The following is a 12,428-nucleotide window of genomic DNA, read 5'->3' as shown; positions in this document are numbered from 1 at the left end:
TCCTACTGCCGGCTCGCTATGCTCGTAGCTTGAACCTCGATATGCTACTTCGCATGCCGCCTGAGACTTGATTGAGCTCGGCGATCGCGAGCGTCGATTGCTGAAGGGACTCGACTGTTTGCTGAGCTGCCTCGCTTAGCTGGGTTAGCGTGTCGCTGATCTGCCCCGCGCCGGTCGCCTGTGCTTGCATGCCTTCATTGGCGACTTCGAAACGTGGCACCAGCCCCTGAACCTGCTGAATGATCTCGAAGAGTTGCCCGCCGACCTGCTGGATGTCCTGCATACCCCGACGGACCTGCTCGGAAAACTTGTCCATGCCCATCACCCCGGCCGCGACTGCCGACTGGATGTCCTTGACCATTTGCTCGATATCGTAGGTGGAGACAGCTGTCTGGTCCGCGAGCCTTCGGATTTCCGTCGCCACCACTGCAAAACCCCGGCCATATTGGCCTGCCTTCTCCGCCTCGATGGAAGCGTTGAGCGACAACAGGTTCGTTTGATCGGCCACTTTGGTGATGGTCGTCACCACCTGATTGATGCTGCCGGCTTTCTCGCTCAGGATCGCCAGTTTGGAATTGATCGCGCCAGCCGCTTCCATGACCTGCTGCATGGTTTCTTCCATACGGGTCAGCCCCGCTTGCCCCCCGCCAGCCACGGCAGCGGTTTGTTCGGCAACTGTGGAGACCTCGTTCATCGTGCGGACCAGTTCGTTTGATGTGGCGGAGATTTCCTTGGCTGTCGCTCGGATTTCTGTTGTGGTCGCTGCGATTTCAGTCGCAGTTGCCTGCTGTTGCTTGGAGGTGGCGGCGATCTCAGTTATCGACGTGCCGACCTGTATGCTGGACCTTTGAACCTGACCAATGAGGGTTGTGAGATCGTCCGCCATTGCGTTGAAGCCGTCGGCAAGCACGCTGAATTCGTCTCGGCGCCTCAGATCGAGCCGTTCGCTGAAGTCGCCTTGCCGCATCAATTGAACCGCGTCGACCAAACGGGTGAGCGGACCTGTAATGGCGCGAAACAGCTGGTAACCCAAAAGAAGGGCTAGCCCGAGGGCTATCAACAAGCCAACGCTCAAACCGACTTCGGCCGTTCTGACGATCGAGCTGATCCGCTGCGTCGCGCTGTTTGCCTCGCCTCTGTGATCCTCAACCATGGCCTGCAGAGCGGACTGCAATTTTACAAAGATCGGCTCTACTTCGTTCTTGATAGCTGGGCTTTCATTGGGAGTTTCACCTTTCGACAAGGCAGCCCGGCTTGTTTCCAGCACAGCAGTTTCAGCCAGACGGAATTGGTTGGCGAGTTGTTTGACGGCTGCATAATTCTGCTTGTCGATATCGGAGACGATCGTTGCCTCATAGTCGTCCATCGACCGCTGCACCTGGTTGCGATTGGTCGTGATCGCGTTTTCAACCGTGCTTCTGTCTGACGGGTTGTCCTGAAGGGCATATTCCTGAAGCAGACTATGGGCCGCCATCTGGCCCGTCATGATCTCGGTACTGTGATAAAGGTCCGGAAGGATGCCCTTCTCGACCTCAGTCGCCTCCTCCCCCGCCTGAAGAAACCAGGCGTACGCGATGAGGGCTATCACGGACATGACCACCAGAACGGCTGCGAAACTGACGAGGATGCGGTGGCGTATTGTCAGACTCTTCATGGAACCGGTTCACCAATGGGGGGCATCGTGGGCTGCGCGACAAGCGCTCGTTCCGACATGTTCGAAAAGGTGCGTCGAAAAGCGGTAGTCTGATGCTGAATGGTTTCTTTTCCGTTCCATAGCTAATGATGGCGAGGCGGCTCGCCAATCGGCGCCGCCAGAAGCGGTGGTCAAAGGACGACTGCCGTCCACGCACATCAGCCCGAGATCGGCTGGATGGCACGCCGCGTCAGGAGGAGCGTGGATGAGCTTGAGGCCACGAATTGAATGACTGCTTAGGCCAGGTCGAGGCAAGAAAGCCGACGTCCTGCTTGCTGCCCCTAAGCTGCCAGGCGGGAACGCGCCTCATATCAGCCGTCCAGCATGATCGTCGCTACTGAAAGCGGAATCGCCGAAACCAGATGTCGCAAACTGGCCAGCGCGTAGATTGGCGTCGAGTGCGGGTTCGGCATTTGCAGGTGACGATAACTAAATGGCAAGCGCCCCCGCCTGAGGCCCTCAGGACTAAAAGATCTTGAGAAAACCAGTTTCAAATGCGCATCCTCAAGCGGCGGCCGCCCACCGCACGAGGATGGGCACAACGTGACGAGCGCTCTGGAGCCTAGAGAGAACTGACCCGACACCACCTTCCTTTGCGGCATTGCGGCGGCGCAAAAAGATTACGAGATGGAGCAGGCGTATTGCCAAATGGGTCCACCAGCGAGAGTTCGCGTTTTCCGCCTCGGCTGTGAACCCCACTTCCATTCGCGGGTCTTGCTCAGGTCGAGGTCTACTTTGCCATCGAGGGCTCATGTTGCAGCTCATAAGCAGGCGGTTGGGTAGGTCTCGGCCAGCACACGGCCCGGTGGCACTCACTGCGGTCCACACCGCAGTTGAAACTGACCACCCGACCCAGGGTTCGAAGACGGTCCCCGATCGGAACACCGAGCAGAGTGTGCTCGCGCTCCTCAAGTCACCGATATCCTTGGTGAAGACGTTGAAGGCGTGTGCAAAGGACGCCTCGGCGGAGTGATTAAACGGCTCGGCTACCGGATGCTTAGACATCGTTGACAAGGGTGCTATGGGATCATAACGTACCTGATTGGTATAACAGGTATGCCACATGATCGGAGTTCTGATCAAGCAGCGGAAGCTTTCGGACGAGGTGGCAGCGCACCTCGAACGGATGATCCGAGAGGGAGAGTTGGCCGAAGCCGACCGTCTCCCATCTGAACGGGAACTCATGCGGCAGTTCGGGGTAGGGCGGCCTTCCATCCGTGAGGCGCTGCTGCATCTGAGCAAAATGGGCCTTGTCGAGGTAAAATCGGGGGAGCGTGCCCGCGTCACTCGACCCACTCCTCAATTCGTGATTGACGCCCTTTCAGGGCCGGCTCGGCACATGATTTCGGCACCGGGAGGGGTTCACGACTTCCAGAGCGCGCGCTTGTTTTTCGAGGTCGGTCTTGCCCGCAACGCCGCTGTGCATGCTACCCCGGAAGACATTGAGAGCCTCAAGGAGGCGCTCGAACTCAACCGGCAGTCGATCGGCGATCTGGCGCGCTTCGAGCGCACGGACGTAGACTTCCATTACGTGCTGGCGGTAATCACCCGCAATCGGATCTTTACAGCTATTCACGCGGCCTTGGCTGAATGGTTGCTCGAACAGCGTCGCACCACATTGGCCAATGGTGAAGACCGCAAGGCTTACCAGGCTCATCGCGAAATCTTCGAGGCCGTCGCCGCGCGCGATCCAGACGCGTCAGAGACGGCCATGCGCAGCCATCTCGAATATGTGGCCAAGCGGTATCTGCAACTTGCGAGGCCCAAGTGATGACCGGATTTGTCGTCTGGGTCGATTTCCGCCTGAGGCCTGGTGCCCGGGACAGATTCCGAGAACTTGTCGACGCCAATGCGACCGCCTCGATGCGCACCGAGGCCGGCTGTCGCCGCTTTGACGTGACGGAGGCGCGCGGCGAACTGGATCGGGTCCTGCTCTATGAGATTTACGATAGCGAGGCCGCATTCGAGGACCACTGCCGCACCGCTCATTTCGACGAATTCAATTCGCAGACCGCGCCGCTCGTCGTGACCAAGTTGGTGACGACCTGCGACCTCGTTCTTGAAGCCACGCATTGAAGCGAACATAGGCGGATTGGCCCATTGGGGCGAACGGGAGGAAGTGCATGTCGGAGCCAAGTCTCAGGGCGTTAGCTTCTCACAGGCGGGTCAAGCTCGGTACGCTCGTCGCCGAGTTCGCCACGCCGGGAATCGGTCACATCCTGAAGTCCGCTGGCTGCGATTTCGTCTTTTTCGACATGGAGCATTCGGGATTTAGCTTGGAAACGCTGAAGAGTGCGATCCGTTATTTCGAGGCGGCCGATCTGCCGGTCATGGTGCGTGTGCCGTCGCAGGACTACCATTTCCTCGCCCGCGCCATGGACATGGGCGCCGAAGGCCTGATCGCGCCGATGGTGAGCAGCGTCGAACAGGCGCAGCACATCATCAACTCCATGAAATACCACCCTGCCGGCGCCCGCGGCGTGGCGCTGCAGATCGCTCATGACCGTTACCGTCCGGGCTCGGTCGCTGACAAATTCGAGGCCGCCAACAAGCGCTCGACGTTCATCTGCCTGATCGAGACCGCCGACGGCGTCAAGAACATTGACGGCATCGCGGGACTGGACGGGGTCGATTGTCTGTGGGTCGGACATTTCGATCTGTCCGTCTCGCTCGGCATTCCTGGCGACTTCGCCCACCCCACTTTCACTGCTGCAATGGCCAAAATCGTTGCCGCCGCCAAGAAGCACAACAAATCGCTTGGACGCTTGGTGCCCAACGTTGCCCAGGGACACGAGTTCTACGCACAGGGCTTCGATTTCATTTGTTATTCAGGCGACGTTTGGGTCCTGCACGACGCGATCGCCGACGCGGTTTCCAAGATCCGGGCCGGGTGCCAATAGGAGCGGAGGAGACGATGGACAGCGTGAAATTCAGGGTGGCGCTTTCCGGTGATTTCCGCAGGCCGGACGGCTCGCCGACCTACCCAGATTTCGATCTGGAGCCGCTGCGCAATGCGACAGGTGTCGAGATGGTGTTCCTGGAGTCAAACAGTCCGCTTCGCGGCGACCAACTTGAGAATTTCGATGCGCTGATCCTCCTCGCCCATCGTTTCGATGCCACGAGTGTCCCCAGGAGCGGCCGCCTGGCCGTCGTTGCCCGCTTCGGGGTCGGCTACGACACTGTCGACGTTGAGGCATGCACCGCAGCCGGTATTGCCTTGGTCATCACGCCCGATGGCGTGCGACGGCCCGTCGCCGTATCCGTCATCACCTTCATGCTGGCACTGACCGGCAAGCTGCTGACAAAGGACGCGCTCACCCGCAAAGGGTCTGTTGGTTTTGAGATGCGCTCCGAACATATGGGGGTCGGCCTCGTCGGGCGTACGCTTGGGTCGCTGGGCATCGGCAACATCGGTGCCGAGGTCTTCCGCTTGGCGAAGCCCTTTGACATGCAATTCATTGCCCATGACCCGTTTGCCGACAAGGGGGTCGCTGCCGACCTGGGCGTCGAGCTGGTCGGGCTGGAGGATCTGTTTCGCCGCGCCGACGTGCTGTCGGTGAGTTGCCCCCTGTCGCCCCAGACCCACCACATCGTCAATGCCGAGCGGATCGCCCTGATGAAGCCGACAGCTTACCTGATCAACACCGCGCGCGGCCCGATCGTCGACCAGAAAGCGCTGACGCAAGCACTGCAGGAGCGCCGCATCGCCGGCGCCGGTCTCGACGTGCTGGAACAAGAGCCTCCCGACGCAGACGATGCGATCCTCAAACTCGACAATGTCATCCTGGCGCCGCACGCGCTTTGCTGGACAGACCAGTGCTTTGCCGGCAACGGTGCCGCCGACGTCAAAGCGGTAATGGAGGTGCAGCGTGGCCGCGAGCCGCGCGGCGTGGTCAATCGCGAGGTGCTTTCGAGCGAGCTGTGGAAGACCAGGCTGTCTGGGCTCGCCGCCCGCTTTGGAACCTAGGAGGAGACTGATTTTCGGCGCGCCGCCGCGGCCTCTTTGCGGCGACCTTACGGGAGGAAATGCTTGACCGCTGCGCCGGCGGACGAGTGAAGCAAAAGGAAAATGGGAGGACCAAGCACTATGAACGATCGTGAAAAACGTGACTTTCAGGCAGGCCTCGAAGCTGAGGTCGACGCCTTCATGCTCGGCGAAACCACCCGCCGAACTTTCATCACCCGCTTCGGTCAGATGACCGGCATGTTGGCCGTGTCCGGCCCGCTGCTGGGGATAATGACCGATTGGGCGCTGGCGCAGCAAACATTGGAATTGGCGGACGCCACGTCGCCGCTCGGCCAGGCGCAGGCCGCAGCCCTGAAAGCATCGAAGGAAGGGCCTGCGGACGGTTCCGCCTTTCGCGCGGCGGAGGCGGCCAAGGCGCATACGGGCGTCACCCTCAACATGACCTACGAGGCTGGCCTGCAGGCACTCGACCCGCGCAATTTCAGTGGGCCGATGTGGGAGCAGCTTACCGGGATGAAGTCGAATGTCGTCGAGCTGTCGAACCCGGACCAGTACTCCAAGGCGGTCGCCGAGCACATCGCCGGCTCGGGTGCCTATGACGTCCTCGACATCTCGCCGGCCTGGACGCCGTCGCTTGCCGATGGCGGCGTCATCGCCCCTCTAGACGACTACATCGCCAAATACATGAACCCGGCAGACCTCGAGGACTATCATCCCCTGTACAAGGCGCTGCCGACCTACAAGGGTAAGATCTGGGGGTTCTTCGACGACGGCGACATGTTCGCTCTCTACTACCGCAAGGACATTTTCGAGGACCCTAAAATGGTGGAGGCTTACCAGGCGAAGTTCAACGCCAAGCTTGGACCGCCCAAGACATGGGAAGAATATGCCCAGATCGCCCAGTTCATCACCGACCAGATGGCGCCAAAGGTCTATGGCGCGGGACATTTCCGCAAGGCGGGCAGCCCCGGCAATCAGTTCGACTTTCTGCAGCAGTACCGGGCCAACGGCGGAAAACTCTTCGGCGACGACATGAAGGCAGGTTTGGTTTCGGATGCCGGCGTCAAGACGCTGACAAACATGCTGGCCGCAAACAAGGCCTCGATCCCCGGCAACAACGAGCTCGACGCCGTCTCCTTGTGGGCGGCTTTCCTGACCGGCAAAGTCGCGATGATCTATTCCTGGCCTCCTAGCGGCCGTATGGCGGCGAACTATTCGCAGTCGGCCACGGCAATCAACTTCATTCCGCAGTCTCAGATCGCCGGCAAGGTCGGCTATGCCGTGGTTCCGGGAAATCCGGAACATGCCACCGGCTACAACAAGGCACTGTCGGCCGACTCGCCCAACCCCGAGGCGGCGTATCTGTTCATGCAATGGGTATGCTCGCCACCCGTCTCGCTGGCACGTTGCATGCTGCCCTACGCGCTACGCGACCCGTACCGCATCTCGCACTTCAAGTCCGAGCTCTACGGCGCGCTCTTCCCGAGTGCCAAGGAGTACCTTGCCAACCTCAACAACTCGGCAAATGTCGGTCTGCTCGACCCGATCATGCCAGGCGCGCAGGACTACTTCTTGAGCATCGATCGCATGTGCACGGCGGTGTGGGCTGGTGCGGATCCGAAGGCGTCGCTTGAAACGGCGGCCGCCGAGTGGAACGAGACGACCGACCGACTGGGTGTGGATTCGCAGAAGGGCTTCTACACCGAGTTCTTGAAACTGCCTGGCGCCACCGCCGACAACACGGTGGAAAAACTTGGCATGGCGGTCACCCTCTGAAGGGAGGGCGGACTCTCTGGCGCAATTGGTGTTGCGGGCGCTTGGCTCGCAACACCTCCCCGCTAAGCGGCGATAGGATACGCCTATGCAGCCCACAGCCACGATCCGTCATTTGAAGGCCGCCGGCGCACCGCCCCGGCTGTCTGCCTTTGCCCAATGGGCAGACCGTCATTTCAAGTGGCTGCTGGTCGCCCCCGCTGTGCTGCTGATATTGGCACTGTCGATCTATCCGCTTCTGTTCTCGCTGGTGGTATCCTTCATCAACTACGACTTCCAGGTGCCGGGCCACGCCTTTGTCGGATTGAAGAACTTCGAGCGGGTCGTGTTCGATCCCGTAGCACGTTGGTCGCTGTTGCTGACAGCATCGCTGTCGGGCATCAGCGTCGCTATAGAATTCGTTCTCGGCCTCCTGGTGGCGCTGACAATGGTGCGCAGCTTTCCGGGCCGCGGTGTGATCATGTCGATCCTGATCGTGCCGCTGTTCATCAGCCCGGTCATCGTCGGCCAAGCCTGGACGCTGCTCCTACAGCGGCCTTTTGGACCGACCAACTATGTCCTGACGCAACTGTTGGGGCAGGAAGTTACGATCGGCTGGATGACGGAGCGCCCGTGGCTCTACGTCTCGCTGATCATCGCCGATGTCTGGCAGTGGACGCCGTTCATGTTCGTCATCCTGCTCGCCGGGCTGACCGCAATCCCACCCAATCTCTATGAGGCGGCAGAACTCGACGGCGTCAACGCCTGGCAGGTTTTTTGGGCGATCACGCTCCCGCATCTCGGGTCGATGATGCTGCTGGCGCTGACCTTCCGTCTGCTCGACGCAATCCGTATGTTCGACACCATTTTCATCATGACAGGGGGTGGCCCGGGAACACAAACCTACACGGCCTCCTATTATCTTTATACCATCGGCTTCACGCAGTTTCATCTGTCGCAGGCAACAGCAGGAAGTTGGCTGTTCCTGATCTTTACGGCGCTCATCGTGACGTTGCTGGTGCGTCGGCTCTTGAAGGTAGAACCGGTCTGATGGCCGCCGTCGCGCCCGCCCGCCGCAGGAAACGCCGGTCGTTGCCGATCGGCCGAATTCTGCTGCTGGGGTTCTTCCTGGTGTTCGTGCTGTGGCCGCTCTACTGGATGTTCAACACCTCCATCAAGCCCAGCGACGACTACCTCACCGTACCGCCTGTCTGGTTCCCCGCCGCTCCGACGCTTGTCCACTACAAAGCTGCGCTGTTCGCCTATCGTGGTCTCGACGGGCTCATCAACAGCCTGATTATTTCGCTTTCGGCCACGGTGCTTTCGGCGCTGCTCGGCACGCTGATGGCCTATAGCCTGGCGCGCTACGACACCGGCGGCAAGCATCTGTCTTTCTGGGTGCTGTCGCAGCGCTTTTTGCCGCCGATCGGGATCGTGCTGCCGGTGTTCCTGATCTATCGCCAGGTCGGGCTCTACGACACTCATGTCGGCCTGATCATCGCCTATACGGTCTTCACGCTGCCGGTGTCCGTTTGGATGATGTTTGCTTATTTCCGCGGCATGCCCAAGTCGATGGAGGAGGCGGCCCTCGTCGATGGCTGCACGAGATGGGAGGCGTTCTGGCGCGTTGCCGTGCCGCTCGCAGCACCGGGCATCGTCGCGGCGGCTGTCTTCGCCTTCATTGCATGCTGGACGGAGTTCTTCTTCGCTCTGATCTTGACCAGCCGAACTGCCTTTACACTGCCAACGGTCTTCCGCGCCTTCATCGGCTTCCAGGGCGCGCAATATGGCGAAGCCGCGGCCCTTGCCATCGTCTCCCTTGTGCCATCGATCGCCCTTGGGGTCCTTGCTCAACGTCATCTGGTGCGCGGGCTGACGCTCGGCGCCGTTCGCGGTTAGGAAAGCTCCCGCATGGCCGAAGTCAAAATTACCGGCTTGCACAAGCGCTACGGCGCGTTCCATGCCGTGCGCGGCATCGACCTGGACATTCGCGACGGCCAGTTCACCGTTCTGGTTGGACCGTCCGGCTGCGGCAAGTCCACGCTGCTCCGGACCATCGCCGGCCTGGAGGAGATATCGGAAGGCACGATCGAGATCGGCGGCGAGGTGGTCAATGATTTCCGGCCGCGCGATCGCGACGTGGCAATGGTGTTTCAAGATTATGCGCTCTATCCGCATATGAGCGTGGCCAAGAACATTGGCTTCGGCCTCAAGGCTCGCAAGATGCCGAAGCCAGAGGTCGAGGTGCGCGTGGCCGAGGCGGCACGCATGCTTGGCATCACTCCCTTGCTGGGGCGTTTTCCGCGCCAATTATCCGGCGGCCAGCGCCAGCGCGTCGCCATCGGCCGCGCCATAGTCCGCAACCCCCGCATCTTTTTGTTCGACGAGCCGCTGTCCAACCTCGACGCACAGCTTCGCGACGAAATGCGCGGCGAAATCAAACGCCTTCACCAGGACATTGCGACAACGATGATCTACGTCACCCATGACCAGATCGAAGCGATGACGTTGGCTGACCGCATCGTGCTGATGCGCGACGGGTTGATAGAGCAGCAGGGCGCGCCACTCGAGTTGTTCGAGCACCCGGCCTCCACGTTCGTCGCTGGGTTCCTGGGTTCGCCGCGGATGAGCTTCCTGCCAGGCACCCTTGCCTTGGACGCAGGCGCCGCTGCCATCCGGCTCGCGGATGCACTGCTGCCCTTAGCGCCCGGCAGGGGGCTGAAGGGCGTCGCGGACGGACAGCAGGTGCTGCTCGGGTTGAGGCCAGAACACCTCACTCGTGCGCACACTCCCATGCCGGAGCAGGGCACGTTTCGCTATGAGGCAACGATCGACCTGCTGCAGCCGACCGGCTCGCGCAGTTACGCGACATTCCGACTGGCCGGCGCGCCGGTGATGGCTGAGCTGCAGGCGCACGATGTCAGCCGTCCGGGCGAGAAGCTTGCGATCGACATCAACATGAACCGGGCCTCGATCTTCGACGCCACGACGGAGCGGGCAATTTGACCTCGACAGCTTCCCTGGCAGTCCGCTTGTGTGGCACCGAACAGCTCGAGGCACCGCTGCGCACACTGCGCGCCGGATCCTTGTCGGTCGCGTTCGACAATGGGGCGTTGCGTTACATCCACGTCGGGACGATCGAGATCTTGCGCGGAATCTCGTTTCTTGTACGGGACGAAAACTGGGGAACATGTACCACCGTTCTCGATGATCTCCGGATCGACGAGAGGCCGGATGCGTTCGCCATTGAATACCGTGCAACATGTGCCGCAACATCCGGCCGCCTGATTTACCGGGCGCGCGTCTCAGGCCGTGGCGATGGTGCGCTGTCGTTTGTGGCGGAGGCAGAGCCCGAGACTGACGTTTTGACGAATCGGACCGGCTTCGTCGTCCTTCATCCGATCGAGGGCTTAGCCGGCAAGCCGATAAAGGTGCTGCATGAGGATGGTCACGACGAGCTATCGTTCTTTCCGGACCACATCGATCCAAAATGTCCGTTCACCGACATCCGGGCTTTGTCGCACGAAATCGCGCCTGGGATCTGGGCGACATGCACCATGGAGGGTGATGCCTTTGAGATGGAGGACCAACGCAATTGGTCTGACGCCTCCTATAAAACATATGTCCGCCCTCTGCGTCGCCCGTGGCCTTACAGACTGCCCAAGGGCCAGAAATTCACGCAGGCTGTCCGGCTTCACGTGTCAGGAACGCTCCCTGCCGGGACGTCTGAAAATCGCAATCCACTCATCAACCTGACGATCGGCGGACCGGTCGGCCGAGTGCCCCGCACTGGCGTCGGCGTCGCCGCCGACGAGGCAAAGCACGCGCTCGAAACCCCCGAGCTCCTACCACGAATGGCTCCGCAGTGGATGGTCTGCCAGGTCGATCTCCGGATCGCACACGGCCAGGACGAACTAGAAAGCTACGCCGCGCTCGCACGGCTGACCGGCGCTGGCGTGGTCCTCGAGATTATCACCAAGGGCACGCGCGATCCATTCGGCGAATTGGCGCCGGTCGCGGATGCTGTCCACTCACTCGGCCTCAAACTAGAAGCTGTCTCCGTCTTTCCGGCGCAGGACATGATATCCGTACAGCCGGGAGCACCGTGGCCGACTATGCCCAGCTTCCACGAAAGCTACTCCGCCGCTCGCCGGGCTTTCCCGGGCATCGCGCTGGGCGGCGGCATGGCCGCTTACTTCACCGAACTCAACCGCAAGCGTCCGCCAGCCGAAGCGCTCGACTACGTGACCTTCACCACCTGTCCAAGCGTGCACGCCGCAGATGATGTCTCGGTGATGGAGACACTTCAGGCAATCCCCCATCTAATCCGCTCCGCGCATGCTTTCATGGGGGAACGCTTGCCACTGCGTATCGGTCCCATCCAGCTCGGCTGCCGTGAGAACCCATACGGAAAATCCACTGCGCCGAATGAAGCGAACGCTCGCGTCTGTCTATCGCGCATTGATCCTCGTCAGCGCGGGCTGTTCAATGCGGCTTGGACTGTCGGATATTTCGCGGCCTGCGCTCGCGAAGGAATCGAGGCCGTCGCGTTCGGTGACTTCGCCGGCCCCTTTGGCCAAATCCATAGGAAGGCTGATTTCATGCAGCCATGGTATGACCAGCAGGATGGCCCAACGGTCTATCCCGCTTTCCATGTCTTGGCTGGTCTCTCAAAGATCGGCGGAGCCACCTTGCTGTCCGTAGGAACTTCCGGCTGTGACGGCGTCGTGACGATCGCGGCTGAAAAAGATCGCCGCGTGACCCTGTGGGTCGCTAACCTTACCGCCAAGACGCAATCTGTGCGGCTTTCGGATTCGCCGAGCAGCGCCCGCATTGCTCTTCTCGGCGCCGAGCAGTTCGAGCGGGCGGCAACCGATCCCGACTTCATGGAAAGTTCCGCAAGACCGCTGGATGATCAAAGCATCTCGCTTGGCGCCTACGCCGTCGCGCGAGTCGACCTCGATCGATCATCTTAGGCCTAGCCGATGTTCGCTGTTTGGCCAAACCCCCGTCAAG

General features: G+C 60.8%; 11 protein-coding genes. 9 read left to right on the top strand and 2 right to left on the bottom strand.

Annotated features, from left to right (window positions below):
• Positions 1–16 precede the first annotated feature (16 nt).
• Together ACYG9R_RS28850 and ACYG9R_RS28845 are read right to left on the bottom strand one after the other, a co-directional pair.
• The gene (locus ACYG9R_RS28850) at positions 17–1,654 is read right to left on the bottom strand and encodes a methyl-accepting chemotaxis protein (RefSeq protein ID WP_023823229.1); all 1,638 of its coding nucleotides are present in this window, start codon (positions 1,652–1,654) and stop codon (positions 17–19) included.
• Positions 1,655–2,004: 350 nt separating this feature from the next.
• Entirely contained in the window at positions 2,005–2,187 is a 183-nt protein-coding gene (locus tag ACYG9R_RS28845; RefSeq protein WP_155923174.1) for a hypothetical protein, read from the bottom strand.
• Positions 2,188–2,756: 569 nt separating this feature from the next.
• Here ACYG9R_RS28845 and nanR point away from each other — a divergent pair.
• The 9 genes from nanR (at position 2,757) to ACYG9R_RS28800 (ending at position 12,388) form a co-directional block, all read left to right on the top strand.
• Complete coding sequence (gene nanR, locus ACYG9R_RS28840; protein ID WP_023823228.1) at positions 2,757–3,464, top strand: transcriptional regulator NanR; 708 nt, start codon at positions 2,757–2,759, stop codon at positions 3,462–3,464.
• Positions 3,464–3,769, top strand: a complete 306-nt coding sequence (locus tag ACYG9R_RS28835) for a putative quinol monooxygenase (protein WP_023823227.1) — start codon at positions 3,464–3,466, stop codon at positions 3,767–3,769. The genes nanR and ACYG9R_RS28835 overlap by 1 nt, the downstream gene beginning before the upstream one ends.
• 47 nt (positions 3,770–3,816) lie before the next feature.
• A complete protein-coding gene (locus tag ACYG9R_RS28830; protein ID WP_023726880.1) occupies positions 3,817–4,593 on the top strand; it encodes an HpcH/HpaI aldolase family protein in 777 nt (258 codons plus the stop codon).
• Between the two features lie 14 nt (positions 4,594–4,607).
• A complete protein-coding gene (locus ACYG9R_RS28825) occupies positions 4,608–5,660 on the top strand; it encodes an NAD(P)-dependent oxidoreductase (RefSeq protein ID WP_023823226.1) in 1,053 nt (350 codons plus the stop codon).
• A gap of 120 nt (positions 5,661–5,780) precedes the next feature.
• Positions 5,781–7,436, top strand: a complete 1,656-nt coding sequence (locus ACYG9R_RS28820; RefSeq protein WP_023823225.1) for an extracellular solute-binding protein — start codon at positions 5,781–5,783, stop codon at positions 7,434–7,436.
• An 85-nt stretch (positions 7,437–7,521) separates the two neighbouring features.
• Entirely contained in the window at positions 7,522–8,463 is a 942-nt protein-coding gene (locus ACYG9R_RS28815; RefSeq protein ID WP_023669455.1) for a carbohydrate ABC transporter permease, read from the top strand.
• Entirely contained in the window at positions 8,463–9,311 is an 849-nt protein-coding gene (locus ACYG9R_RS28810; RefSeq protein WP_023827582.1) for a carbohydrate ABC transporter permease, read from the top strand. The genes ACYG9R_RS28815 and ACYG9R_RS28810 overlap by 1 nt, the downstream gene beginning before the upstream one ends.
• A gap of 12 nt (positions 9,312–9,323) precedes the next feature.
• Positions 9,324–10,418 carry an ABC transporter ATP-binding protein gene (locus ACYG9R_RS28805; RefSeq protein ID WP_023823224.1) on the top strand — a complete coding sequence of 365 codons (1,095 nt, stop codon included), beginning with the start codon at positions 9,324–9,326 and terminating at the stop codon, positions 10,416–10,418.
• Positions 10,415–12,388 carry a hypothetical protein gene (locus tag ACYG9R_RS28800; RefSeq protein WP_023823223.1) on the top strand — a complete coding sequence of 658 codons (1,974 nt, stop codon included), beginning with the start codon at positions 10,415–10,417 and terminating at the stop codon, positions 12,386–12,388. Before ACYG9R_RS28805 ends, ACYG9R_RS28800 begins: the two co-directional genes overlap by 4 nt.
• Positions 12,389–12,428: the final 40 nt, after the last annotated feature.

It is taken from the genome of Mesorhizobium sp. RSR565B (genome assembly GCF_054719465.1).
Note: the sequence above shows the minus strand (reverse complement) of the source record. Positions and strands in the feature narration are given on the sequence as shown.